The organism is Nostoc sp. JL34, assembly GCF_017114945.1.
Lineage (GTDB): Bacteria > Cyanobacteriota > Cyanobacteriia > Cyanobacteriales > Nostocaceae > Nostoc.
The window spans coordinates 1-25,997 of record NZ_JABXKQ010000110.1; the positions used below are offsets into that span (position 1 = coordinate 1).

Annotated in this window: 22 protein-coding genes; 15 read left to right on the top strand and 7 right to left on the bottom strand. The window is 37.4% G+C overall.

What is annotated here, in order from left to right; genetic code table 11:
* The first annotated feature begins 290 nt into the window (after nt 1–290).
* The 3 genes from HWQ44_RS19750 to glgB all read left to right on the top strand — a co-directional run bounded on the left by HWQ44_RS19750 (nt 291) and on the right by glgB (nt 3,832).
* The gene (locus tag HWQ44_RS19750; protein ID WP_292721995.1) at nt 291–491 is read left to right on the top strand and encodes a hypothetical protein; all 201 of its coding nucleotides are present in this window, start codon (nt 291–293) and stop codon (nt 489–491) included.
* Nucleotides 492–1,009: 518 nt separating this feature from the next.
* The gene (locus HWQ44_RS19755) at nt 1,010–1,342 is read left to right on the top strand and encodes a hypothetical protein (RefSeq protein ID WP_292721997.1); all 333 of its coding nucleotides are present in this window, start codon (nt 1,010–1,012) and stop codon (nt 1,340–1,342) included.
* A 198-nt stretch (nt 1,343–1,540) separates the two neighbouring features.
* Nucleotides 1,541–3,832 carry a 1,4-alpha-glucan branching enzyme gene (gene glgB, locus HWQ44_RS19760; protein ID WP_292721999.1) on the top strand — a complete coding sequence of 764 codons (2,292 nt, stop codon included), beginning with the start codon at nt 1,541–1,543 and terminating at the stop codon, nt 3,830–3,832.
* 372 nt (nt 3,833–4,204) lie between these two features.
* Here the strand turns inward: glgB and HWQ44_RS19765 are convergent, their stop codons facing one another.
* The 5 genes from HWQ44_RS19765 to HWQ44_RS19785 all read right to left on the bottom strand — a co-directional run bounded on the left by HWQ44_RS19765 (nt 4,205) and on the right by HWQ44_RS19785 (nt 7,886).
* Nucleotides 4,205–4,699 carry an ureidoglycolate lyase gene (locus tag HWQ44_RS19765; protein WP_292722000.1) on the bottom strand — a complete coding sequence of 165 codons (495 nt, stop codon included), beginning with the start codon at nt 4,697–4,699 and terminating at the stop codon, nt 4,205–4,207.
* 81 nt (nt 4,700–4,780) lie between these two features.
* Complete coding sequence (locus tag HWQ44_RS19770) at nt 4,781–5,800, bottom strand: RNA polymerase sigma factor, RpoD/SigA family (protein WP_292722003.1); 1,020 nt, start codon at nt 5,798–5,800, stop codon at nt 4,781–4,783.
* A gap of 748 nt (nt 5,801–6,548) precedes the next feature.
* A complete protein-coding gene (locus HWQ44_RS19775; protein WP_292722005.1) occupies nt 6,549–6,716 on the bottom strand; it encodes a hypothetical protein in 168 nt (55 codons plus the stop codon).
* Between the two features lie 185 nt (nt 6,717–6,901).
* The gene (locus HWQ44_RS19780) at nt 6,902–7,330 is read right to left on the bottom strand and encodes a deaminase (protein WP_292722007.1); all 429 of its coding nucleotides are present in this window, start codon (nt 7,328–7,330) and stop codon (nt 6,902–6,904) included.
* Nucleotides 7,331–7,553: 223 nt separating this feature from the next.
* Entirely contained in the window at nt 7,554–7,886 is a 333-nt protein-coding gene (locus tag HWQ44_RS19785; protein WP_292722010.1) for a hypothetical protein, read from the bottom strand.
* A gap of 1,441 nt (nt 7,887–9,327) precedes the next feature.
* On the opposite strand from HWQ44_RS19785, the gene HWQ44_RS19790 reads away from it, so the two are divergent.
* From HWQ44_RS19790 to HWQ44_RS19845, 12 genes are all read left to right on the top strand, one after another.
* A complete protein-coding gene (locus HWQ44_RS19790) occupies nt 9,328–11,532 on the top strand; it encodes a polysaccharide biosynthesis tyrosine autokinase (protein ID WP_292722013.1) in 2,205 nt (734 codons plus the stop codon).
* A gap of 75 nt (nt 11,533–11,607) precedes the next feature.
* A complete protein-coding gene (locus HWQ44_RS19795) occupies nt 11,608–12,549 on the top strand; it encodes a hypothetical protein (RefSeq protein WP_292722016.1) in 942 nt (313 codons plus the stop codon).
* Between the two features lie 56 nt (nt 12,550–12,605).
* Nucleotides 12,606–13,559: a glycosyltransferase family 2 protein gene (locus HWQ44_RS19800; protein WP_292722018.1), complete on the top strand. Its 954-nt coding sequence runs from the start codon at nt 12,606–12,608 to the stop codon at nt 13,557–13,559.
* 109 nt (nt 13,560–13,668) lie between these two features.
* Nucleotides 13,669–14,991, top strand: a complete 1,323-nt coding sequence (locus tag HWQ44_RS19805; protein WP_292722021.1) for a flippase — start codon at nt 13,669–13,671, stop codon at nt 14,989–14,991.
* Nucleotides 14,992–15,043: 52 nt separating this feature from the next.
* Entirely contained in the window at nt 15,044–15,970 is a 927-nt protein-coding gene (locus HWQ44_RS19810) for a glycosyltransferase family 2 protein (RefSeq protein ID WP_292722022.1), read from the top strand.
* Between the two features lie 36 nt (nt 15,971–16,006).
* Complete coding sequence (locus HWQ44_RS19815; RefSeq protein WP_292722024.1) at nt 16,007–17,227, top strand: O-antigen ligase; 1,221 nt, start codon at nt 16,007–16,009, stop codon at nt 17,225–17,227.
* A 34-nt stretch (nt 17,228–17,261) separates the two neighbouring features.
* Nucleotides 17,262–18,089 (top strand): methyltransferase domain-containing protein, encoded by an 828-nt coding sequence (locus HWQ44_RS19820; RefSeq protein WP_292722026.1) that lies wholly within the window; start codon nt 17,262–17,264, stop codon nt 18,087–18,089.
* A gap of 66 nt (nt 18,090–18,155) precedes the next feature.
* A complete protein-coding gene (locus HWQ44_RS19825; protein ID WP_292722029.1) occupies nt 18,156–19,427 on the top strand; it encodes a glycosyltransferase family 4 protein in 1,272 nt (423 codons plus the stop codon).
* 24 nt (nt 19,428–19,451) lie between these two features.
* Nucleotides 19,452–20,468, top strand: coding sequence for a hypothetical protein (locus tag HWQ44_RS19830; protein WP_292722032.1), 1,017 nt, complete (start codon nt 19,452–19,454; stop codon nt 20,466–20,468).
* 126 nt (nt 20,469–20,594) lie between these two features.
* Entirely contained in the window at nt 20,595–21,488 is an 894-nt protein-coding gene (locus tag HWQ44_RS19835) for a glycosyltransferase family 2 protein (protein ID WP_292722034.1), read from the top strand.
* 112 nt (nt 21,489–21,600) lie between these two features.
* A complete protein-coding gene (locus HWQ44_RS19840) occupies nt 21,601–22,752 on the top strand; it encodes a glycosyltransferase family 4 protein (RefSeq protein WP_292722037.1) in 1,152 nt (383 codons plus the stop codon).
* A 150-nt stretch (nt 22,753–22,902) separates the two neighbouring features.
* Entirely contained in the window at nt 22,903–23,754 is an 852-nt protein-coding gene (locus HWQ44_RS19845; protein ID WP_292722040.1) for a WecB/TagA/CpsF family glycosyltransferase, read from the top strand.
* Between the two features lie 164 nt (nt 23,755–23,918).
* On the opposite strand, the gene HWQ44_RS19850 is transcribed toward HWQ44_RS19845, so the two are convergent.
* Both HWQ44_RS19850 and HWQ44_RS19855 read right to left on the bottom strand, forming a co-directional pair.
* Nucleotides 23,919–25,073 carry an endo-1,4-beta-xylanase gene (locus HWQ44_RS19850; protein WP_292722042.1) on the bottom strand — a complete coding sequence of 385 codons (1,155 nt, stop codon included), beginning with the start codon at nt 25,071–25,073 and terminating at the stop codon, nt 23,919–23,921.
* 80 nt (nt 25,074–25,153) lie between these two features.
* A complete protein-coding gene (locus HWQ44_RS19855; RefSeq protein ID WP_292722045.1) occupies nt 25,154–25,828 on the bottom strand; it encodes a GAP family protein in 675 nt (224 codons plus the stop codon).
* Nucleotides 25,829–25,997 lie beyond the last annotated feature (169 nt).

Sequence of the window (25,997 nt, forward strand, 5' to 3'; positions counted from 1 at the left end):
ACAGAGTTTGATCTTGCTCACGAGTTAGAAATACTCTTAAACGAGCGCCCATATATAAGTCACCTCATGTCGATGCATTCTCTGTATTTACTTATCTTTACATAGTCTGGTTTTTTTATGCCCACCTACTTACCTAATTCCCAAAAGAATACACCCATTCCCAAAAGAATACCCCAAAGGATTGTTTTTTTAGGTATGTAATCTTGCCACATTTAAAAAAAAGCAATAAATACGGTATCGTATTCAACAGGCGAAAAATTGTTCTAGCCACAATTGGTGAAAGAGGAGTTATGAAAACAAAAATCTTTGGTTTTGCTCTAATGTTAAGTCTGGCTACAATTCTCGGAGCCTGTGAAGGTGGTGGTGATGGTACTGGTACAAGTACTCCAGCTGCTACAGGTGAACCAACTGATGCACCTCCTGCTAAGTCTACTCCCGCAGTGACTCCCGCAACGACTCCCGCTGCGACTCCCGCTGCGACTCCTAAATAAGGCATCTTAAACTTTAGTTTAAATCACGCCCAGAACTGCTTGTTGACAGCGTTCCTCACTACATAGCTTGAATTAATTAGGTTCACGTAAAAACCTCCATCCTTGTGTTGGTGTATCAGAGCCTAGAGTTTGCTCAAATATCAGCTAAGTAGGGCAGGAAGTAGAGGACACTGGTAAAGAGGGTTACATCCTCAACCAAGTGTCCGCCTAAAATTCCCGCCCGATTGAACCTTGTTCCCAGTTCAAGGGAGTTGAGTTATGTAAATCTAAGGCATCTTGTAAGCAAGATACTTCCCTCATCTCGTATTTGGAATTGCTTAGACTACTGAGTTTTGGGAGGGCAAAACAATTCATCGCGATCGCTGGCAATTGCTCTTGAGCATTCCCTGTAGTCTGTTCCGTGTCAGAAGAGACCTGGTAATGTCCTTTGATATTGCCAGATTTTTATTGGTAAAATTTGTAACTTTGAGTATGGAAAAAACAGATTTTCATCCTGCGTTGTGAGCGCAGTTCTGGAGATGGGGAGACTTAAAGCGAGAAAAGCGATAAAACTACTGAGTTTAATTGTAATTAGTGTAAGTTTTGTTGTATTGAGTAGCTATTGGAGATCGGCAGTAATAGCATTACCGCCACCAGAGGATACACCAGAAGAAATATTACGGACAAAGATTATCATAGAAGCGCGATCGCCTATTGATGGAAGATTCCTAACAGCTGCCGAGTATATCCAATTGCAAGCCCAGCTGCAAGAAGTCCCGCCACCAAAACTAGACCCCAACATTCGAGAACAGATTTTCTTGCTTCGCTTACGTAAAACATTATTTCAGTTTTTGCCTTTTTTAAATTTTTGAAAAATTACTCAAGGGTAAAAAGTCAAGAGCTTTCCCCCAGTCCCCAGTCCCCAGTCCCCAGTCCCCAATCCCCAGTCCCCAGTCCCCATTCTGATGTAGGATAACGGTGGCGACAAAATTGCAAATAAATGTAAAGAATATATATAGATATTAAAAAAGTAGATTTAGTCAATCACGTTATTTCACTTAGGTAGCTTCATGTCCATGACCACGATCGCCCCTGAACAGGTTAACAGCATCGTTTGGAATCAGCATAACGATCCCTTTGAAATACTAGGTTCTCATCCCATAGAACAAGACGGCAAAACTGTCTGGGCTGTGCGGGCCTACCTACCAAATGCAAGTGCAGCATGGGTCGTTCTTCCTGAACAACGCAAGGAATACCCAATGCAAACGGTGCATGATCCTCACTTTTTTGAATGCACTATTGAAACCGCAGAACTGGCAAACTACCAGTTACGGATTAAAGAAGGAGAAAATGAGCGTGTCATTTATGACCCTTACGCTTTCCGTTCTCCCCGCTTGACAGATTTTGACTTGCATTTGTTTGGTGAAGGCAACCATCACCGGATATATGAAAAACTGGGAGCGCACCCTACGGAAATAGACGGCGTTAAGGGTGTTTATTTTGCAGTTTGGGCACCTAACGCTCGTAATGTTTCCTTGTTGGGAGATTTCAATCTCTGGGATGGACGTAAAAATCAGATGCGTAAAGGCCCCACCGGTGTTTGGGAATTGTTTATTCCTGAAATTGGTGTAGGAGAGCATTACAAATATGAAATCAAAAATTTTGAAGGACACATTTACGAAAAATCTGATCCCTACGGCTTCCAGCAGGAACCCCGTCCGAAAACGGCATCCATTGTCACTGATTTAGATGCTTACAATTGGAGTGATGAAGACTGGATGCAAAAGCGGCGTCGCACTGAACCGCTCACTCAGCCAGTTTCAGTCTATGAAGTACATTTAGGCTCTTGGTTACACGCTTCGAGTGCGGAACCAGCTAAACTGCCAAATGGTGAAACTGAATCGGTAGTCATCGTTTCCGAACTTAAGCCGGGCGCACGCTTCCTTACCTACCGGGAACTGGCAGACCGACTCATTCCCTATGCCAAAGAATTAGGATACACCCATCTAGAATTGCTACCCATTGCGGAACATCCCTTTGATGGTTCTTGGGGTTATCAAGTAACTGGGTACTATGCCCCCACGTCCCGTTTTGGCAGCCCTGAAGATTTCATGTATTTTGTTGACAAATGTCACGAAAATGATATAGGGGTAATTGTAGATTGGGTTCCAGGTCACTTCCCCAAAGATGGACATGGTTTAGCTTTCTTTGATGGTAGCCACCTATACGAACACTCTGATCCCCGTAAAGGTGAACACAAAGGATGGGGTACTTTGGTGTTCAACTACGGTCGCCATGAAGTCAGCAATTTCTTAGCTGCAAATGCTCTCTTCTGGTTCGACAAGTACCACATTGACGGCATTCGTGTCGATGCTGTTGCCTCGATGCTTTACAATGATTATTGCCGCGAACCAGGAGAATGGCTGCCCAATCAGTACGGCGGCAGAGAAAACTTAGAAGCAGCAGATTTCCTGCGTCAGGTAAATCACATTATCTTCAGCTATTTCCCCGGTATTCTCTCAATTGCTGAAGAGTCTACTTCCTGGCCAATGGTATCTTGGCCCACCTATACAGGCGGACTGGGCTTTAATTTGAAGTGGGATATGGGGTGGATGCACGATATGCTGGATTACTTCAGCATGGACCCTTGGTTCCGCCAGTTCCACCAAAACAATATCACCTTTAGTATGTGGTACAACCACAGTGAGAACTTCATGCTGGCCCTGTCTCACGATGAAGTGGTGCATGGCAAGAGCAATATTATCGGTAAAATGCCGGGAGATACATGGCAGAAGTTAGCTAATGTACGCTGTTTATTTAGCTATATGTTTGCTCACCCTGGCAAGAAAACCATGTTTATGAGCATGGAGTTTGGGCAGTGGAGTGAGTGGAATGCTTGGGCAGATTTGGAGTGGCATTTATTGCAGCATGAAGCCCACCAAAAGTTAAAAACGTTTTTCCAGGAATTGAACCATCTCTACCGTTCTGAACCAGTTTTGTACACCCAGGATTTTGCTGAACCGGGGTTTGAGTGGATTGACTGTAGCGATAATCGCCATAGTGTAGTTTCCTTCATGCGTCGCGACAAGGATTCTGATGATTTTGCGATCGTGGTTTGCAATTTTACACCGCAACCCCATTCTCACTACCGCATTGGTGTACCGCAAAAAGGATTTTATACCGAGTTATTCAATAGCGATGCGCGTCAGTATGGCGGCAGTAACATGGGCAACCTAGGTGGTAAATGGACGGATGATTGGTCTTTGCACAGTCGTACCTATTCGCTGGATTTGTGTTTGCCACCTTTGGGTGTGTTGATTCTCAAGTTGGATAAGAAAAAGACTGCTGAGGTGATGGGATAAAAATTTGGGGTGGGTGATGCCCACCCTTAACTTTCTTGGTGTCCTTTGATCGCTCAACCCACATTTCGCACCCTCAAGTATCACACCACTAATTTTCAGCTTTTGGGGTTTTGCCAATGAGCGATCGCAATCGTGATTTGATGCTTTTCGTATTAAATGCAAGAGAAAAATCCGATAAAACTGATTGTGACAGTCAGGGTGCGGAATGTCGGATATAACTCTTCTTCATCGCTAATCGACTGATTTGCTTATCTAGTATTATTTAGAATATCAACAATCATAATCAAACTGGGGTAACACTTGAACCAATCCTTCTTTCTGTGAAAAGTAGATTCAAATGGTTGAACTAGGGACTGGTTCTAGCAATCTCACCTAAAGCATCTCAAACTCTAATTGATGACTCTTGAGAAAATCATGAGTGAAATGATCCACCACATTTGTATCAGCTAGTTCCAAATTATAAAAATCCACAGTTTCATGGTCAAAATGGGGCCCAGCGTGCCAAGTACCTTCATGTAACTTGATAAAACAATTCCCTGGAATGCGGAAAGCAGCAATCTCTTCTAATGCTGGTTCATTCACATCATGATGAGGAGGACAAACTGCAACTAACCAATCCTTGCCTTCCAAAGAACCCAGACATTGAGTGCATTGGACATGGCGAGTAATTTTATGAAACTTTCGCCCTCTCTTCTCCAACCGCATAACATAAAATCGTGGAATCCCATTTTGCAGGTTTAACTGGGCATCTTCCCTATCGTAAGTTTTGCCATCAAGACTTGCAAAAATCACCTGTCCATAAGGCCGAAAGTTTTCAGAAGTTACCCATTGTGCCTGTAATTGTTGCACTGTCTTTGATGTGATCATATCAAATTTTTGAGATAGATTACTTAGGTTTATTTTCCTCAAAAATGACATTCATAATTACACAATTCAATTATGAATTATTTAGCTAGCTAGATAACTACGTACTTGTTCCTTTTGGCGTCGGAGAAGACTGAGAGCTTTTTGCTCTATTTGACGCACTCGTTCTCGACTAATACCCATGCGATCGCCGATCTGTGCTAAAGAAAGTTCATAGCCATCAGTTAGACCAAAACGCAAGGTCAATATTTCTCGCTGCTGGGGAGACAGCTTTGCCAACAAGTCTTGTAAGTCTTGATGGAGAGATTCTTCAACAGCATAGTCTTCGGGAGAAGGGCCATCATCCTCCAGTATGTCCTGCAATTCTGTATCTTGTTGTTCACCAACTCGCGCTTCTAAAGAGAAGGGTTGACGAGCCAAGTACAAACACTCTCGAACTTGACTAGGTGTCAAAGATAACGCATTGGCAATTTCAGCAGTAGTGGGAACGCGACCTAGCTGTTGAGATAATTCTCGCTGCACTCGTTTAATTTTGTTCAGTTTCTCAAAGACGTGGATCGGTAAACGAATTGTACGTCCTTGTTGAGCGATCGCTCGTGTGATTCCTTGACGAATCCACCAGTAGGCGTAGGTAGAAAACTTATAACCAAGAGCGGGATCAAATTTATCCACTCCTCGCTCTAAACCCAAAGTACCTTCTTGAATTAAATCCATAAATTCCAAGTTACGGTGCTGGTATTTTTTCGCCACTGCTACCACTAACCGGAGATTAGCCTGAATCATTTTTTGCTTGGCTTGGTGTCCTTGACTTAGCTGTTGCTCTAGCACCTCAACACTTAACTCCAACTGATCTGCCCATTCTTGCAGCGTGGGTTCGTGCTTTAATTTCACACCTAATTCTTCCTTAGCAGCTAGTAAATTCATCATCTGCTGCACCTGTTGGGCAAAAATAACCTCTTGTTCGCGAGTCAACAAATCTACACGCCCGATCTCTTGCAGATAACTACGCACAATATCATCTGTAGCTCGAGGCTTTTTATCTGCGGCTAAACTTTTTTTCTTTGTTTTTTGAACTTCGGTATGTGGAGATGTTAAGTTGCTCATGGTTATTTGCTCCTCTGTAACCTCATCAATTTATTGGTATCAAGCTAGATATTCAGACCCATAGCCATTTCACACTGCTAATCAATCAATTGGCAATACTGATGAATCCTGGTCTATGATACATTACAAGTTAATTGTTGGAGATAATAAACCCAAAATCAACCCACGCCTTAATACTAACATTATCACCAGTCACAAATCAATTACTTAAAGGATCATCAGCATATCCTTTGAAGTAATTACACTTCTTTTTTCTTGATTTTTGCTGATTTTCAAACATGAATTATATTTGGTTTAATTATTCAATGTATTTACTAGAAAAGATGAAAATTCGAGCAAGCATGGATTTTATTATTTTACAAAAAATTTACTCATAGCAAATATAAACATAATTCAAAAAAATAAATCACAAAAAACGTAATTAAAGTAGTACATAGTCTGGTTATCCTTCCATGTAATTCTCCTTAAAAGGAAATCCTTTAAATATAAAATGTCCCTTTTCTACTTCTTTTTTTTCTAGATAATCGAATCTAATTAAGGCGGGTACGTAGCGGGCGATCGTTAAACATAAAATAAAGTCCTTGTCCTACTCCCCTGCTCAAGAACAGCTTTCTTCAGAAGTCCGGTCACATACTTATAATTAGGATGAAAACGATGCAGATATCTGTGACAATTGCACTTGTGTCATACTGCACGCAGACATCTGCATTGGATGTGGTATTATCAATGTATTACTCCCGAAAATATTTTATAGACTAAAAGTAGTAACAGTGGTCACATTAACACCAAGGATAATACTTGGCAAGATAGTAACACCCGCGATCGCCACTAATATCCGATTGAAGCGAAAAGATTTTTGTTTAGGGATGGGTGTTTGATTGTCATACAGCATAACTTGAACAACAAGGTTTCCCACTGCTGAGAAGTCGGAAATAATCTGAGACTTTTAACAAAGCAACATCTCACAGCTTTCTCACTTACTAGTTTTCACCTGAAGTTGACACAAAAGCAGAGTTGTGCATCTATACAGATGAGCGACTTATTGCAAAGATTTTTGGGAAAATGCTATTACGTTGCAATTTTAACTTAACTCCTCAACCATCACTGTAGTAGATATTGGTTAAGAAAAGCATTCACCTCATTGGCACATAACCCGATATTAACTGTCTTTCCTGCTTTTCTGAGAATGTCTAATCCTTGGCCATTATTGCGGGGGTCTGGATCAACTATGGATACATATATTTCATGTATCCGAGGATCTTCAGCGATCGCTAAAGCACATGCAGGTGTGCGTCCATGAAAAGAACAAGGTTCAAGAGTTACATACATTTTCAGGAAATTGAAAGCTTTGCCTTGAATCTGTTTAAGTGCGTCAGCCTCAGCATGGTGTTTTCCTGGCGATCGCGTGTATCCTTGAGCTACTATCTGTTGGGCATCTATGATTACACAACCGACTGGTGGGTTCGGCAAACATTTCGGCAAAGCTTTTCTGCTTTGAGCTAAAGCAGCCAGCATAAATATTTCATCCATGTTTGAGCGTAAATTATCTAGATAAATCACACTAGTAAGAATTCGTTATCTCTTCTTAAAAAAGTTCCTAGATCAAAACTTTGTAACTGTCACACTAATACCAGAATCGAGCTTAGGAACCTTGAGATACTCTATTGGCTCTGTACTTTGGCATCATGTAAAAATAAGTTGTACAAATTTAATTTTGAATAAGCTGTCAGCCTTACTTTCCAATTAAAAGTGTTCAAGTTATTTTTGCGTGACTCCTTTGAGTCTTTGTTGGTTGCTGACATTGCTTAAAAAAAGCGCCTGGGTTATTGATGTACTCAAGCGGGTTAATTTTTTGGCATCCTTGCTCCTGCACTAGCAAAATTGATTCAGCAGTTTGTTTTGGATTATTACTCTGTCCAATAAAATTACTCCATGTAGCGTTAATCGTGGCTGGTTCTGTTAATAAAACTCCAGCCTGATTGCGATCGCTTGTTGTCATAGGAACATTCTCTTGGTTAGCATAAGCACTTTGGGGGAGAGCGAGTGCGCTAATCACAACGACTAAGATGATAGAAGAGGATTTCATAATTCAATCTCTCAACATTTAATATCAGTTTAATAATTACAATTGGCTAGATAGAGAAACCAAAAAATAGCAGCCTGGTTTGGGTACTTCAGATTAACACAGGTAGCAATAAGTATCGCTAAACTTCATTAAAAATATAGTGAAGTTTATTCAGATATAGACTAATCCACACTTTAACCACGTCGGTATTTGACACTCCCCTGTTAAGCTGCCTCCTGCTGCAACTGTGCTAACTCATATTCTGTTAAGTAGATGTGTTATCGCTGAGAGTACAGAACTATTTCAGGTTTTCAGTGCGAAGTAATAGGACAGAAATATTTACGTGTTAATTTTTAGGCTGGATAAGGGTTTCAGGTTAAATGTCGTGTAATGAATTTTGTCTTACTACTTATCTTCTAATTATTTACGCCGACCTAAGTAGGTGGGCGGAAAAATTTACAGCTATGTAACGAAAAGTTAAGTAGTAGAACTGGGATTAAATTTTACACGCTCTGTACTGTAGTTTCCTTTTACTTACTAGCCGTTTATCTCTCATGCGTGTTACCATGTAGTTACACATATAAGACAAAATATAATATTTTTAGATAAGTCTTGGAAAGAGTATTTTGCGTCTGTTCCAGAATACAAACAAGGTGATTGCAAATTTACGGATAAACCTAAAAGATCGGGATATAAACCCAAGGGTGGTCACTGTGTTGTAATTGTCATACCTCAAGCCATATCAAAAAAGTCTTATCACCAGTCTGGGCAAATTAAACTGATTGCGACTCTTTACAAGTTCAATAATAAAATCACACAATTTTATTATTGCCAGTCCCCTATTGTTCCCAACATTGACCATTATTCAGAAGAAAAATTAATTTTTGCTGAAAGCTTTGAAGCAACTTACCTAAATATCCAGCCAGTCTTTGTAAATGTCTCTGATAGCTGCACAAAGCCTATGTCTGAAGTAGTTTCATTGCTTCTAGGCTGGCACAATTGTTCTGTTCCTTACCCTGAAGGAATTAATTCCTCTTGTCTTTTCAAAATCAGCAACCCGACAGCGAATATAGTAGCATCTTGTATGAATTTTTTGTAAAGTTCTCGAATTCAGTGTTCTTACATAATATGATATTGATTGTTAGATTAGTACTCAATACTTGCATCAGTAGTAACACAAAGCTAAATTAACCAAAAAGGGAAAGCTACTAAATCAGGGAGAAAGTTGTGAGTTATCCTGTTTTTGCAGTCAGGAGAATATCAAGCAATCTCAATTTAAAATTGCGATTGGCAAAACTATTAGTTTAGTTCAGATATTGAACAACCTCAGCAAAAAGATATTAGCTGATAATCAACGCAAATATTACCATAGCAAAGTAAACTACAGTGCTACTGCCAGGAAAATACTAAGAAAAATCTGCTATAAGTGAATAGTCTGTTTTTATAAAAGTTTGTATATATTATGACAATGGAATCTTTGCCGAACTTTGAAGAAGTAAATATTCAGAGATACTTAGAAGTTATTCAACGGCGTTGGCTACCTCTAGTCGGAATTTTTGGCATAGCTGTTACCCTTGGATGCTTGTATGCATTTTCCCTAAAACCCTCATACAAAGCAGAAGGAAGTTTGATGATTAAAACAAATAACTCTTCCTCACTCACAGGGTCACCGCAAGACATAGGACGCTTGGAAGCTTTGAATATAAACGATAATCCCCTGGAAACTCAGGTGAGAGTTATTGGATCAAATCCAGTCATTGAGAAAACAATTAATTCCCTTAACCTCAAAGATAGTCAAGGCAAACCGTTGTCGATTCCTGACTTGGCAAAACAACTCAAAATAGAAGGAATCAAAGGCACTGATGTTGTACAACTTTCTTATAAAGGCGGCGATCCACAACTGGCTGCCAAAATCGTCAATGAAGTTATCGACAGTTATATCGACCTAAATATCAAGGCTAATCAGAATGAAGCACTGACAGCCAAACAAGTTCTCGTAACGGAAGTACCCAAAGCTGAGGAAATTGTCAGAAGAGCCGAATCAAAACTACGGCTATTTAAAGAAACGAATAAAATTGTTGTCCTGGAACAAGAAGCAACCGCAGCAGTTGATACGATTTCCAAGTTAGGAAACCAAATTTCTCAAGCTTTAGCTCAACTAGATGATGTCAAAGGTCGTTTAGAACAGTTACGCAGTGAAGCTCAGGTAGATTCACAGCAAGGTGTAATCGCATCTGAATTGAGTCAAGCACCTGGAGTTCAGAAAGTGCTTGCCCAACTCCAAGAAACAGAAAGCCAACTAGCACTAGAGCGGACTCGTTTTGAACCTGGACACCCTACAATTACCAGTTTAGAAGAAAAAGTCGTAGCTCTTAAAAGCTTGTTAAAAGATCGGACAGGACAAGTAGCGGGTACAGCACAGATAACACAGGGAAGTTTACAAATTGGACAACTACGGCAAAGCCTAATTGCAGATATTACTCGTGCTCAGGCAGAACGCGTTGGTCTAGAGAGACAAATTGGCACACTCTTGCGACAGCAAGATGCTTACATCAAACGAGCAAACAATTTGCCAAGACTAGAACAGAGCCAACGAGAGCTAGAACGGAAACTGCAAGCAGCTCAAACGACTTATGAAACACTCTTAAAGAAACGCCAAGAAATTGATGTTGCACAGAACCAAAAAATTCCTAATGCTCGTGTCATTTCCTATGCCTTAATCCCCGATAAAGCAGAAGGGCCTCGCAAAATTCTATTTATTGTTGGCGGCGGAGGAATTGGTCTTTTCTTAGGTATCATTGTAGCCTTTAGTTTAGACTTGATAGACCGCTCAGTGAAGACCGTCAAAGAAGCCAAAGAAGTCTTGAGATACAGTGTTTTGGGAGTGATTCCCACACAACCTAGAAATGGTAAAGCTCATTCTTCTATAGCAGGACTAGATAGACCTATTCCCAAAATTATTGGCAGAGATATTCCTTACTTCCCTCTTGGTAACGCATACCAAATACTACAAGTTAACTTGAAGTTCCTCTGTTCTGATAAACCGCTCAAAAGCATTGTAATTACAAGCTCCGTTGCCAAAGAAGGAAAGTCTGACGTATCTGCAAATTTAGCTGTGACTATGGCTCAGGCGGGGCGTCGGGTGTTATTGGTAGATGCAGATATGCGTCATCCCATACAGCATCATATCTGGGGGCTAACAAATACAAGCGGACTAAGTAATGTTATTACTGGACAAGTTTCTTTAGATGCAGCTGTGCAAGAAGTGATGCCTAATCTTGAGGTTCTGAGTTCTGGAGTTTTGCCTCCCAATCCAGTAGCAATGCTAGATTCTCAACGGATGGCAACATTAATTAGTAACTTTGGGAGAGAATACGATCTTGTGATTTTTGATACTCCTCCTCTCTCAGGAATAGCAGATGCTGCTGTTTTAAGTACCCTCACTGACGGTATTTTATTAGTCGTTCGTCCTGGAGTGGTTGACTTTAACAGTGCGAATGCAGCTAAAGAGTTTTTAACTCAGTCAGGTCAGAAGGTGTTAGGGATAGTCATCAATGGTGTGAATACTAAAAATGAGCCTAATAATTATTTTTATGACACCAAAAAACCACAAATTGAACAAGATTTAGTATCTAGCAGCTTAACAAAATTTTCAAAAGAGCGTTAAGTTCCCCAATAGATTGCGAAAGTGAGCCTCACTACAACCATCTAAACCCAATTTTTTGACTGTAGGACTAAATTAATGACGTTAAGCAAAAATCTCAAGGAATTTGTAAAATCAAATACTCCATTAGCTAAATGGAAAGGCTCTATTTACACAAAAGCAGTAATTATCAAAAATCATGTCAAAAATTATGATATATATCAGCAAATTTTATCTTCTCAACAGAGTAATGAATTAGTTGCCAATCTTATTAAAGATAGTAAACCTTTTATGATTTCTCGCTTTGGTAGCACAGAAGCTTATTGTGTACATGAATACCTAAAAGGAGGTTATAAAGGATCTATATTTGAGTCAATGTCTAATGATTCTGGGTTTTTCCCAGTAGATGAAAAACATCTGGATCGATTTAGTCAACTGTTTTTAGAATCGTCAAAATCTATAGATGTTTTAGGAGTATGGTTTCAAATTGGAGAGCCAGAAATTATCAGAAATTCTTGCCAAAAAGCTTCTTTTGTGGAATTAAATACACTGGAACCTTATTATCACAACGACCCTTGGAGCAAGAATCTTGAGGGTAAAAAGGTTTTAGTAATTCATCCTTTTGCAGAAACAATTTCATCACAATATAAAAACCAAAGAAAGTTACTTTTTGAAAACAAAAATATTCTGCCTGAATTTGAATTAATTCCTTTCAAAGCAGTTCAGTCTTTGGCTGGAACTCAAACCCAGTTCAATACTTGGTTCGATGCTTATGATTGGATGTGTAATAAGATTAAAGTTCAAGATTTTGACATAGCTATTATAGGATGTGGTGCTTATGGACTTCCATTAGCTGCTTACATTAAATCTCTGGGTAAACAGGCTGTGCATCTCGGAGGAGCAACTCAAATTCTTTTTGGAATTAAAGGCAACCGTTGGGATAAGATTCCGTTTTTTCAGTCTCTTTATAATGAATCCTGGGTGAGGTGTAAACCTGAAGATATCCCGACAAATCCCTCAAAATATCCAGCCTATTGGTAATTATAAGTTTTCAAAAATATCTTCATTTTCTTTTTTTACCTATCAAGGCATTTTATATGGATAAAAATAAAATCAAAACATCTTGTTTAATTAATAATTACAATTACGCTGAATTTCTCTCAGAGGCAATTAATAGCGCGTTAATTCAAACGGTTGAATTTGATGAGATTATTATTGTTGATGACGCTTCCACAGATAATTCTGTAGAAGTCATCACTAAATTTACTCAATTAGCTAATGTTAAATCTATATTGAAAGAAAAAAATCAAGGACAATTATCATCCTTTAATGAAGGATTTTTAGCTGCGACTGGGGATATTATATTTTTTTTAGATGCTGATGATATTTATGAACCTCAATATTTAGAAACTACCTTAAATTTTTATAAAAGACGTAGTGAATGTGATTTTGTTTTTTGTGCATATAAAAAGTTTGGGGCAGTAGAAGAAACATTTCAAGCTGATGCAGTTGATTTAGATTTGGGTTATTCAGTAATCAGAACTTTATATAGTGGTGAATGGATTGGCTCCATAACTTCAACATTATCAATACGTAGAGAAATAATCAGGAAATTTTTACCTATTTCAAATGTAGAAGATTGGCGTGTAAGGGCTGATGATTGTCTGATATGGGGAGCTTCTTTGGTAGGGGCTAAAAAGTTTTATATGTCTAATCCTTTGGTGATGTATAGAATACATCAAAGTAATCAGTATCATAACAAGAAATTTTTAGACATAGACATTAACTATGAATATAAGAGATTCTGGAAACGCAATTCTTTATTTAATTACATTCTGCAAAAAAATAATTTTAGTTTACCGTTATTATTGGCTTTCACATCTCTAAATGAGTTAAAAACAATACCATGCCCAAAATATCAAGATTTTCTTTCATATTTGAAAATAATATTTTTGTTTGAGCATAACTTTTTTTGGAAAACAAAGGGCATTGTTTTATTATTTAGCTATTTTTTGAAAACTTTGATGACTGGGAAATTAAAAATATTATAGGCGATAAATAATGTTAATTCCTAGATAAATACAGATTATTTAGTACTGGAAAAAAATCGCACGATATGGGTAGGGATAGAAAACATCACATGAGTAATTCATAAAAATAATGTTAAGTAAATTAAAAATTAAAAACTTATCAAAATTTAAATCTCGTTCTGGGCTGCGTGCAATTATTGCCAATACAGGTTGGTTGTTTGCTGACCGCGTTCTACGTATGGGTGCAAGCTTGGTCGTAGGAGTATGGGTAGCACGCTACTTAGGAGTACAGCAATATGGTCTCTTTAACTATGCTTTAGCTTTTGTTGCCTTATTTAGCCCAATTTTCACTCTAGGACTGGACGACGTAGTAGTTCGCCATCTTGTCCGTCAATCATCAAACAAAGAGGAAATTTTAGGAACTACCTTTTGGCTAAAATTGTTGGGTGGAATTGCTTCTGTCTTATTGGCAGTTGGCACTATGTTTTTCTTAGGTGAGCATGAAACACTGAAGATATGGTTAGTTGCAATATTAGGGATAGCAGGAATATTTAGGGCGTCTGATACTATTGAACTGTGGTTTCAATCACAGGTGCAGTCAAAATACACTGTGATCGCTAAAAACACAGCGTTTCTACTAAATACTGTCATTAAAATCGCACTAATTTTAACAAAAGCACCATTGCTAGCTTTTGCTTGGGTAACATTAGCAGAATTTGCAATGAGTGCAATTGGCTTGCTGATTGTTTACCAAGTCAAAGGGTCTTCGTTATGGTTATGGCGTTGGAGTTTTGCTGCTGCCAAAACTCTTCTGAAAGAGAGTTTACCTCTAATTTTTTCGGGGTTCGCTATCATGATTTTTATGAGAATAGATCAGGTGATGTTAGGTCAAATGATCGGAGATAGTGAGGTTGGAGTTTATTCTGCTGCTGTACGTGTTTCTGAAATTTGGTATTTTATTCCGGGGGCTATTGTTTCTTCTGTTGCTCCTGCAATTTACGCAGCCAAGGAAAAATCAGAAAGTCTTTACTATCAAAGAATAGGACAATTACTCAGTCTAATGACATGTATATCTTTAGCAATTGCGCTTCCAATGTCATTTCTGTCTGACAAGATAATTATGGTGATGTTTGGAAGTGGATATGCAGACGCAGGAGCAATATTAGCAGTTCATATTTGGACTTCTTTATTTGTCTTTATGGGTCTTGCAACATCACCTTGGTTTATTGCTGAAGGTTTGAACCACGTTTCTCTAGGTAAGACTTTATTTGGCGCAATACTAAACATTATTCTCAATTTATTACTGATTCCTAAATATTCAGGACTTGGGGCTGCGATCGCAACAATAATATCTCAAGCGGCGGCTGCTTTTGTATGCAATGCATTTGATTCAAGAACACAAAAAATATTTAAGATTCAGGTGCGATCGCTTATTCCGTTTTATAAATATTGATCGTGATTATCTAACCTTTTCATATCAAGAACATTAGCACAATTAATCAAAGATGCAAACACCAGTAACTTTTATTATTTTCAAGCGCCCACAAACAACAGAGAAAGTTTTTGAAGCTATTCGCCAAGCAAAGCCAACAAAACTTTTTGTAATTGCAGATGGCCCCCGCACTGACCGCGAAGGTGAGGCAGAAAAGTGTGAAGCAGCTAGAACAATTATTGAAAGAGTTGATTGGGACTGTGAAGTTATTAAGAATTATTCTGATATCAACTTAGGTTGTGCAAAACGAGTATCTAGTGGTTTAGATTGGGTATTTAATAATGTTGAAGAGACAATTATTTTAGAAGATGATTGTATCCCTCACCCAACTTTTTTCAGATATAGTGAAGAACTGCTAGAAAAATATAGAAATGATACCAGAATTGCCACTATCTCTGCTCAAAATCTCCAATTCGGACGAAAACGCACAAATTACAGTTACTATTTTTCTCGCTATAACCACTGCTGGGGTTGGGCAAGTTGGCGACGTGCTTGGCAACATTATGATTTGACTATCAAACTCTGGAAAGAGGTGCAAGCAGAAAATCTTTTACATGACATTCTTATAGACCCAAAAGCAGTAAATTATTGGCAACGAATATTTCAGTCTGTTTATAACAATCCTACAGGTATAACTTGGGATTACCAATGGACATTTGCTTGTTGGATACAGGGTAGCTTAAGCATTATTCCCAATGTCAATTTAATCTCTAATGTCGGTGTTGGTGCAGACGCAACTCATTTCACTTCCAGTCAAGAATTTTCGTTCATCAATATGTCGATGCAAGCAATGGAATTTCCCTTAAAGCATCCACCGTTTATTGTGAGGAATATAGATGCAGATAATTTTACGCAGAAAACAGTCTACAAAGCAACCGCATTGGATATTTTTAAAGAGGAACTGAAGAAAAGATTGAATTACTCAGCGATAAATAACTAATGATAAATTATGTAGTTAATTAATAACTTATCAGCAATGAATGTAAAATTAACAGAAAAAATATTAACTATCTTGCTATTACTCATTGCTGTAGGGGCATTAACCATACACCCTGCACAAGAAGTTTCCATGTCTACCCTTGGAGGCGATAAGGTAGATACCTTATTCAATATAGTTTCATATTTAATATTGTTTTATTTCCTAATTTTATACTGGAAAGGTTTTATTTATGTAATTACCAAAAGTCCATTACAATTTTTGTTACTAGCAATAGTTATATTTTCTATATTGTGGTCAGAAGACCTAAGCTCTACTCTAAAAGATATAAAAGGTCTAATCCGAATATATTTTATTGCAATCTATTTAGCAATGCGTTATCCCCTTAGGGAACAAATGAGGCTAATAGCTTGGGCGCTTGGTGTAGCGGCATTATTATCTATGATATTCTCTGCATTTATCCCAGGTTATATTCACACATCACCTGAATTAGTAAATATGTGGAGCGGAATTTATGGTCATAAAAATGAATTAGGTTACATGATGAATTGGAGTGCAGGAGTTTTTTTACATCTTGCACTTAGTAGCTATAGATATCGCTGGTTGATGTGGGCACTATGTGGGTTATCAATATGTCTAATTATCCTCACGCGTTCAACAACATCATTGGCAATCCTATTGACAATGATATTGCTTTTACCTTTCTATCAATCCTTAAAAAAAACTAATTACAAATTACAAGTTATTATGATTACCTCGGCTTTAATGTTAATGATTATTTTTTCAATGTTACTAATAAATAATGCTGAAACTGTAGTTGGTACTTCTGGTAAAGACCTTACCTTAAATGGGCGCTCTGATCTCTGGGAATTAGTGATATCCAAGGTTTTGGAAAGACCTTGGCTAGGTTATGGATTCTCTGGATTTTGGACTAGTAATGCTGCATCTAAGCTGAGAGCTACTTATGACTGGGCAAGCAATGCTCACAATGGCTTTTTACAACTATTGTTAGAATTAGGATTTTTAGGTTTCTTGACTTTTGTCGCCGGGTTTATTCGATTCTTTGTAATGGCATTGACTCGAATTATTTCTGTCGCCAAAAAACCAGAAGATTATTGGCCAATGCAGATGCTAGTTATCATCGTCATAGTGAATTTCTCAGAAGCAAGATTATTAACTCCCGGTTGGAATTGGTTGATGTATGTCACAACTTCTTTATCTCTGACTCTTAGTTTTCAGCAGACACCAATATATAAATAGGTTACATACTTGCATAATTAAAAGGAGAAAAAGCATGAAAAAGTTAAATTTTGGATGTGGACACAGATTTTCTTCTGGATGGATAAATATAGATTTTAATTCTGAGCATCCTGAAGTAATTGCCCATAACTTACTGCAACCACTCCCATACCCTAAAGATTATTTCGATGTAATTTATAGCAGTCATGTCTTAGAGCATTTCTCGAAGGATACGGGAGAAATGCTAGTGAAAGAATGCTACAGAGTTCTAAAACCTCAAGGCATTTTACGCATCGTTGTTCCTGACTTAGAGCGAACATGCCGTGAATATTTAAGAATTATCGACAGTATTGAGAAGGAGGAGGAAAGGAAAAAATATGAATGGATTATTATTGAGTTAATCGACCAATTAGTTAGAACAGAACATGGCGGCTTGATGAAAACTTATTGGCGACAAGTGCTTGAAAACAATGATAAATCATCCATCAACTATGTAGAAACAAGAACAGGTATCAAAATCAAAGAAGAGATAGCAAACAATAATACTAATTCTTTCTTGGAAAAGGTATTTAGTATCAATCAAAACAAACTCAAAAATAAATTTAAATACCTCTATATTGATATGGTAAAAAGGTTTATACCACATTATGTCCGTAAGTCTCTGATAGATGAAACGACCCTTGGGGAAAAACATAAGTGGATGTATGATAGCTATAGTATGAAAACGCTCTTTGAAAGAGTTGGTTTTTCAGATATTAAGTTTTTAGATGCCCATATAAGTGATATTCCAAACTTTAGTGATGAAGTCTTAGATATAAATGCCGACGGAACAATATATTTACCAGGCTCGTTATATTGTGAGGGCATCAAATCAAACAAATAATACTAATTATCTGGGATAGAGAAACAATGTTATCGAGTATGTTTTTGCAAGTTAAATAGTACTAATATGAACGTCTTGCTCCTTAGTACCCAGGATGTGGCTGGTGGTGCGGCTCGTGCCGCATATCGCTTGCACAAAGGGTTACAAAATATTGATTTACGATCACAAATGCTGGTGCAAGAAAAATATACTGATGACAAAACAGTAATTGCATCTAAGATCAGATTATTTCAAGGCATAGCCAAGGCAAAGTTGACATTTGAAACTTTGCCTTTAAAGCTTTATTCTCAAAAGCAAAATACTCCATTTTTTATTCAATGGTTGCCAGATACAATTATTTCTCAAGTTGGTCACATTAATCCAGACATAATCAATTTGCATTGGATTAGTGCAGCTTTTATGCAAATAGAAACTATTGCGAAGCTAAAGCGCCCTTTGGTCTGGACAATTCATGATATGTGGGCATTTACTGGAGGATGCGGCTATGCTGGAGATTGCGATCGCTACCAAATCTCTTGTGGAGCCTGTCCTCAACTAAATAGCAAAAAAGATTGGGATTTATCCCATTGGGTATGGCAACGTAAAGCAAAGGCTTTGAAAAACTTAAATCTGACAATTGTTTCGCCAGGTTCTTGGTTAGCCGAATGCGCTAAGTCTAGTTCTCTGTTTAAGAATTTGCGAATTGAAGTAATTCCCAATGGACTGGATACTCAAAAGTATAAACCTGTTCATCAAGGTTTAGCACGAGAATTGCTGAATTTACCTCTGAATAAACAACTCATTCTATTTGGAGCGCTAGATGCAACTAATGACTCTAGAAAAGGTTTTCATTATCTGCAACCAGCACTACAAGAATTAAGCAAATCTGCTTGGAAAGAGAAGTTTGAGGTCGTTATTTTCGGTGCATCTCAACCCGAAAATCCGCCTGATTTGGGCTTCAAAACACACTATTTGGGGCATTTACATGATGATATATCTTTAGCAACTGTTTACTCAGCAGCTGATGTGATGCTTGTACCGTCTCTGCAAGAATCTTTTGGACAGACAGCTTCTGAATCACTCGCTTGTGGTACTCCAGTTGTGGCGTTTAATTCTACTGGCTTAAAAGATATTGTTGATCATCAGCAGAACGGCTATTTGGCTAAACCTTACGAAGTTGAGGATTTTGCCAAAGGAATTAGCTGGGTACTTGAAAATGAACAACGGCTGCAAAAGCTGTCATTCTATGCTCGTGAGAAGGCCGAACAAGAATTCACTCTGGAACTTCAAGCACGTCGTTATTCAGCTTTATTTCAGGAAATATTGATGATAGCAAATAAATCTTCATTTAGTAATTAACTTAGTAAATAAATACTTCATAGTATGTCAATACCTATAGCTTTTATAATTTGTACAGAGCCTGGCCGTTTAGAAGGTCAATCTTTGATGCTTGCAGAAAGTATTAGGAAGTTCTGCGGTAAATTGAAAAATACACCTATATATAGCTTTCATCCAAGAGCAGGTGAACCGATATTAAAGCAAACCCAACAAGCGTTTGAAGCGTTGCAGGTGAATCATCAACAAATTCCTATAAATCGAGAATTTCATGAATATTATTTAGCCAATAAACCCCTGGTTTGTGCCTATGCAGAACAAAATATTGATGCAGAAATATTAGTTTTTTTAGATAGTGATAAATGCTTTTTTTCGGAACCAAAAGAATTTTTATTGCCGCCAAATTGTAATGTACGGTTACGTCCTGAGTATGGTCAAGGAATTGGTTCTACAGGTCTGCAAGACCCTCAAGAATGGTATTGGCAAAAACTATATGAAGTGCTGGGAGTAAAGCGTGAGGTATTTGTTGATACACCAATTGGTAATAAAAGAATCAGAGCTTACTGGAATTCTGGTTTGGTTGCTGTGAGAAGGAGTGCAGGTATATTTACAACTTGGAAAGAGAATTTTGAAAAAGTAATGCACCTGGATATTACTCCTCCTCAGGGTATTTATTTTGTTGAGCAGTCTGTTTTGTCTGTAACTTTATGTGCCTTGGAAGAAAACGTCGAACATCTGCCTCCTAATTATAGTTATCCATTACCTTTACATAACCGTTTATCAACGAAACTACAAATTAAACATTGGGATGATATTATATCCATTCATTATTTCAACTTGTTCTTTTATAACGATTGGAATGCACAAATCAAAAGATTGAAAAAAATCAATATCAATTCAGATAAATACCGATGGTTATGTCAAGAAGTTATCAGACTTAATATGCCTCGCATATCAGTTTGGCATAGATATATGTTGATAATCAGAAGAATGGAACAAAAACTAAAAAAATTTAATTTAGATATTAATGTCAGTGGCTGGATAGAAAAGATGGTTAAATTTTAAACTTGCTTAAAAATATTACGTAAGGTAAAAGTTTGATATTTGGATTATGAAGGTAAATTTGTAAAATTTGCATAAAAGTTCATTATTTGTATGATTGTTTTGTAGATATTATATGAGGGAAGTGAGATGAAGCAAGCAAATCTAGCTGTAATTATGACCTGCTATAACAGGCGGAATACAACTCTTGCCTGTCTAAATGCTTTATATCAGCAAAAAGTTTTTTGTGATGTTTATTTAACTGATGACGGTAGCTCTGATGGGACTACAGAAGCTATCAAAGCAGAATATCCAGAGGTACAAATTCTTCAGGGTAATGGCAATTTATTCTGGGTAGGAGGAATGCATCTCGCCTTTGGTGAGGCCATAAAACATCAATATGATTATTATCTATGGTTAAATGATGACACATTTCTGGAAGCAAATGCTGTCAGTAAACTATTGCAGGTTCATCAAAATTTGACGGAACTTGGTTATCCAGATTCAATTGTAGTTGGTTCAACTAAAGACTCAATGACAGGAAAAGCAACTTATGGAGGAGCAGTAAAATCTAAAAAGTGGTATTCTAATAAGTTTGAATTTTTAGAACCAAGTTCTGTTACCCAAAAATGTGATGCTATGTATGGGAACTGCGTGCTAATTCCTAAAAGTGTTGCCACAAAAGTTGGCAATATTGATACAGCTTTTGTTCACAGTTTAGGAGATTTAGATTATGCACTGAGAGCGCGGAAAATGGGTTGTAAAATATGGGTAGCTCCTGGATATATTGGTACTTGTACTAAAAATTCTATCCGTAATAGTTGGGTAGATACCAATTTAAATATATTAGAACGCTTGAAAAAAGTACTGCAACTTAAAGGATTTCCATTGAAATCATGGACTATCTTTTGTAGCAGACACTCAGGGCCATTCTGGATATTTTACTGGTTTTTACCCTATATCAGAGCAATTATTGGTTACAAGAATTTGGCAATTTCCCCCACATTTTCTGAGGATATCAATCAAACTAACCCAGAAGTTTAATACTTGCACAAGATTCATTAGTCAATAGTACTTGGGTAATTTATAACTATCTTAATAATTTGAAAAATGCAATTTTCAATTATTAAATTATAAAATAATCAGCAATAGTTTTATGGGTAAACGCTTACTAATTATCTCAACTCTCGATTCCAGTCAACCATTTGGTGCATTTACTAGACCTTTTTATCTAGGAAAGTATCTTACTGAATATTTTTATGTTTTTCAGCTAGGTTTAGATTGTTCATCTGTTAATTATGCACCTTCTTTTTCGATTGGAACAAGAAGCTTGAAGTCATATATTCAAGCTATAGAAAAGTGCATTGACGAGTTTTGCCCAGATATTGTGTATGCTCAAGAAACACTACCTGGATTGGCTGCTTTAATTTCACTAAAACTTAGAAAACACAGTAGTTGCTCTCTTGTATTTGATTTTCATACATTTTCGCCATATGAATACTGGATGCGCTTGTTTTCAGTTGCCAATCCTTTCAAAGAGTTTGCACAATGTGTTAAGACATATATTGCTCAGGGAATTTTGATATTCTCTGGCAGTCCAATTATTGCAGCAGGTGAATCAATTCCTAAACTAATTTACCAATGGTATGGTAAAACTCCACAGCAAATTTATTGCATCGGGAATGGAGTTACTGAGGATTTACTAAATACTGAAATTTTGCCTGATAAAGACCCCTATCAAGCATTCAGACCAGCGAAGATAGTGGTTCTTATTGCTCCCAAAACATTTCAATTTCCAACTAATGACATGTCTGTATCAATGACTATTGAGATTGCTAAATCTGTTGAAAGTCATCAAAATAAAGTACATTTTGTTGTTATTGGTAGGGATAGTAGTGATATTTCACAACCGATACCTTCTAACATTTCTTTTTTAGGATTTTTACCTAAGAGAGAAGATTTTGTTGCACATCTTAAATATGCAGATATTGCTTTACTGCCATTCTCAAAACAAGCAGTAGCAGGTGGTGCTCGCAATAAAGCATTAGATTATTTTGCTAGTAGAAAGTTAGTTGTATCAACACCAGAAGGCTTGCGAGGGTTAGAAGAATTTAGCAACTTAGAACATCTGCTAGTAACAGGATACTCTAGCGAAGAAGTCGCTAACACAGTACTAGATGCTGCTTCAAATATTGATAAATATCAATCACTTGTAGATACAGCATATACCTTAATTACAGAAAAATATTCCTGGAATGCAAGAGCAGAGAATATCGCAGAAATTCTCATGAAAGTAAGTGTTTTTTAGTTTTTTTATTTAGATGATAATTTTTAACTAAAACAACTTAGCTTTTTTAAATATTTCAGTACCTCAAAATTGAAATATTCCTAATTAATTGTAAAATCCTCACCTTTCCCTTGAGATAACATCTCATACTTATCAAAACAAAAATTAGACATGAAAAACCGATTTTCTTATAAACTACTTGGTGCTCAAGTCGATGCACTCTCTATCCCTGACTTAAATGTATTGATTGAAGAATCTATTGATAAGGATGATAAATGGATTATTGCTAATCACAACTTGCATAGTCTTTATCTCTTCCATAATGATCTAAAAATGCAGGCTTTTTATGCTAAGGCAGAATACACCCATATTGATAGTATGCCTCTAGTGTTTATTGGGAAGCTGTTGGGTTTTCCAATGAAACGAGAACAAAGAGTAACCTATGCTGACTGGGTATGGCCTCTGATGGCGGAAGCTGCTAATAAAGGCTGGCGTGTATTCTATTTAGGTTCAAAGCCAGGAGTTGCTGAAAAAGGAGCAAGTATTTTGTGCCAGAGATTTCCTGGTTTACAGATTGCTTGCGCTCATGGCTACATTGATATGGATAAAGATAGTCAGGAAAATCTCGCTACTCTGGCTGCAATTAATGCTTACAAACCCCATATATTAATGGTGGGGATGGGTATGCCACGCCAAGAGTATTGGATTTCCGAAAATATTGAACATATTCATACCAACATTATTTTGACTACTGGAGCCTGTATGGACTATGTAGCAGGAGCAATACCCACTCCTCCTCGCTGGATGGGAAAGGTGGGCTTGGAATGGTTGTATCGCTTGTTGTGTGAACCGAAAAGACTTTGGAGACGTTACTTACTTGAACCTTGGTTTGTTGGCACATTATTTTTACGAGAAATTTGGAGTATCTCAAGTCAACAAAAAAAAAATAAAATGCTGATATTTATAAGTACGAGATTTCACAAGTTTGTAGTCTTATCGAGTTTCTCAAAGCCTTACCAGTAGGTTGCTCAATTCGCCGCGAATTTATGAAATGCTGTACTAAGGGCTTAACCATTAATTAGTCAATACGCCTGATTCAACTTTTATGCTGGTGAATAGCGAAGAATCTCGCCACATACTTCGCTGATAATAATAGTTAAAAATGCTATTTACGCCTGGGTGGAGTATTAAGTTGCTTGCTGGAAAGCCTGGGCAATAGCATTGCGAGCAGATTTAGGTTGCAGGTTCTCATCGAAGGGAAGCGGACGCAAAAATCGCTGATTACTTGAATTACCTCTAAATTTTGCTGGCATCCAGTCTGGATGACGTATCCAGGTATGACGGTCGGTAAGCCCCCATGTAATTACAGTATCAACATTAGCCGCAAAACACAGGTCAAGATATCGCTTGTAACTGTCGGCTACCATCTGATCTAGCTTTTTGATACTATCGGGTAGTGGCGTATCAATGATAATATCTAATTCTGTGATTATTGGTTTAACTTCAAGATCATTAAGCCGTTTTAAGACGGAATTAAATCCTTTCTCGTCAAAAGAATATGCAGTAGAAAACCATAGATGCGACTGGATACCTGCCCCGTCAATTTTAGCGCCATTATTCTTCAGATATTCGACCATTTTTAAGAACCGGTCTGATTTCCATGTGGCACCTTCGATGCCAAAATCGTTTATGTAAAATTTCTTGCTGCTATCGACTGAAGCTGCAATTTTAAACAAGTCTCGAATTAATTCTGGTTTTACCCCTTTACGCAAACCATAGGTAGCATTGTCGGTTTCCTTTTCATTATCAGCGATAATTTCATTGGCAATATCCCAAGACTTTAATACGGGGCTATTGCGATAATGGCCCATGACTCCTTTAACATGGCGTTCGATCATCTGAAGTGTGGGGGGGTAAGGAACCCAGTCTGGATTTCCCGTGTACCAGAAAAGGGTATGCCCGTGCAATTCTATATTATGCTTTTGGCAGAAATTAGCGATCGCATCTGCTGATTCAAAGGTAAATTTTCCTGGCTGTGGTTCCGTGGCGTTCCATTTTAATTCACCATTGGGTGTAGCAATTGAACATTCACGAGCAATCAGGTTAGCGTAATCCTTCTCTGTTTGCAAAAATTCACCAGAAATTGCTGCCCCATAACGCTTTCCTTTGGCCGCAGCTAATTGCCGAAGGGGAGTATTTACATTTGTACTGGTAGAATTTGCCGCAATAGTATTGGTGCTATGGTCTTCTTTTTGCTTATCCTTTTGTAAAAATCCCATAGTCAATAAGGCAGAAAGGGTTGTGTATCCTGCTCTTGTTAAAAATTTTCTGCGATCAGGCATAAATTATACTTAATAAAAAACACATAGATTATTATATTACAGAATAAGTTTTGATACTTTTTGAGATTTAGTAATGATTGCTACAGAGTCATTACAGCCAAAATAAAAAACTGAATGAGACTATTGACAATCAAGAAAACCCCAATCCCACTCAAACTAAATGGTAAGATTTTGCTGCTCCAACTATTTATTCGATAAAAAAATTTTTCTAAATAACTAATATTTTTGTCATTTAAAACTAGATAGACGGCAACCATTATCAATAATGGAAAGATAAAAATTAAATTGTATAATGCCCAAATTAAGATAAATATTGAAATTGGAAAATGGGCATCATTCATTTGCTTGAGGGCAGCAAGATGAGGCAATGCAGTTGGAGTTTCCACCGCGACAATGGTAAAACCTAAGAAAAAAGTGTGCAGTGGGTTGAGTGAATTATGGTGTACAGCTTTTGGGGAAGGGGTAAAAATTTTTGGTGCGTTACATCCTACAATCAATAGTCCTATCCCGGCAAGGAATTGTAATCCATAAATGCTCTCACCAACAGAATTTAAAATTTCTTGAATTACTTGTCTCATCCCCCAAGCAATTAACAGTCCTGAAATCAAAAGTCCAACATATTCCCCAAGGGTAAAAGCTAATGCACGGATAACAAGTTTCGGTGTACTGAGGAGATAAAATTGTACTACAAAACCATTAGGATTAATACTACCAATTACTGAAATTACTGCCAGAGAAAGTAAAAAAGAGGTCATACTTGAATAGCAAATTGGTTTTGAGTTTTGTTAGTAAATCTTAAGTAGGAGAGGCACAATAAGCTACTGATCATCCTGTTTGTCCTACAGTAATTTTATTTTTGCCTTCTAAATGACCTCTGATGGTTAAGTAAAATATATCAGAGATTCCCGAACCTATACCCCACAA

Excerpts from the sequence above, each read along its gene's own strand:
- HWQ44_RS19750 (WP_292721995.1), top strand. The coding sequence starts at position 291 with ATGAAAACAAAAATCTTTGGTTTTGCTCTAATGTTAAGTCTGGCTACA.
- HWQ44_RS19755 (WP_292721997.1), top strand. The coding sequence starts at position 1,010 with ATGGGGAGACTTAAAGCGAGAAAAGCGATAAAACTACTGAGTTTAATT.
- glgB (WP_292721999.1), top strand. The coding sequence starts at position 1,541 with ATGTCCATGACCACGATCGCCCCTGAACAGGTTAACAGCATCGTTTGG.
- HWQ44_RS19765 (WP_292722000.1), bottom strand. The coding sequence starts at position 4,699 with ATGATCACATCAAAGACAGTGCAACAATTACAGGCACAATGGGTAACT.
- HWQ44_RS19770 (WP_292722003.1), bottom strand. The coding sequence starts at position 5,800 with ATGAGCAACTTAACATCTCCACATACCGAAGTTCAAAAAACAAAGAAA.
- HWQ44_RS19780 (WP_292722007.1), bottom strand. The coding sequence starts at position 7,330 with ATGGATGAAATATTTATGCTGGCTGCTTTAGCTCAAAGCAGAAAAGCT.
- HWQ44_RS19785 (WP_292722010.1), bottom strand. The coding sequence starts at position 7,886 with ATGAAATCCTCTTCTATCATCTTAGTCGTTGTGATTAGCGCACTCGCT.
- HWQ44_RS19790 (WP_292722013.1), top strand. The coding sequence starts at position 9,328 with ATGACAATGGAATCTTTGCCGAACTTTGAAGAAGTAAATATTCAGAGA.
- HWQ44_RS19795 (WP_292722016.1), top strand. The coding sequence starts at position 11,608 with ATGACGTTAAGCAAAAATCTCAAGGAATTTGTAAAATCAAATACTCCA.
- HWQ44_RS19800 (WP_292722018.1), top strand. The coding sequence starts at position 12,606 with ATGGATAAAAATAAAATCAAAACATCTTGTTTAATTAATAATTACAAT.
- HWQ44_RS19805 (WP_292722021.1), top strand. The coding sequence starts at position 13,669 with ATGTTAAGTAAATTAAAAATTAAAAACTTATCAAAATTTAAATCTCGT.
- HWQ44_RS19810 (WP_292722022.1), top strand. The coding sequence starts at position 15,044 with ATGCAAACACCAGTAACTTTTATTATTTTCAAGCGCCCACAAACAACA.
- HWQ44_RS19815 (WP_292722024.1), top strand. The coding sequence starts at position 16,007 with ATGAATGTAAAATTAACAGAAAAAATATTAACTATCTTGCTATTACTC.
- HWQ44_RS19820 (WP_292722026.1), top strand. The coding sequence starts at position 17,262 with ATGAAAAAGTTAAATTTTGGATGTGGACACAGATTTTCTTCTGGATGG.
- HWQ44_RS19825 (WP_292722029.1), top strand. The coding sequence starts at position 18,156 with ATGAACGTCTTGCTCCTTAGTACCCAGGATGTGGCTGGTGGTGCGGCT.
- HWQ44_RS19830 (WP_292722032.1), top strand. The coding sequence starts at position 19,452 with ATGTCAATACCTATAGCTTTTATAATTTGTACAGAGCCTGGCCGTTTA.
- HWQ44_RS19835 (WP_292722034.1), top strand. The coding sequence starts at position 20,595 with ATGAAGCAAGCAAATCTAGCTGTAATTATGACCTGCTATAACAGGCGG.
- HWQ44_RS19840 (WP_292722037.1), top strand. The coding sequence starts at position 21,601 with ATGGGTAAACGCTTACTAATTATCTCAACTCTCGATTCCAGTCAACCA.
- HWQ44_RS19845 (WP_292722040.1), top strand. The coding sequence starts at position 22,903 with ATGAAAAACCGATTTTCTTATAAACTACTTGGTGCTCAAGTCGATGCA.
- HWQ44_RS19850 (WP_292722042.1), bottom strand. The coding sequence starts at position 25,073 with ATGCCTGATCGCAGAAAATTTTTAACAAGAGCAGGATACACAACCCTT.
- HWQ44_RS19855 (WP_292722045.1), bottom strand. The coding sequence starts at position 25,828 with ATGACCTCTTTTTTACTTTCTCTGGCAGTAATTTCAGTAATTGGTAGT.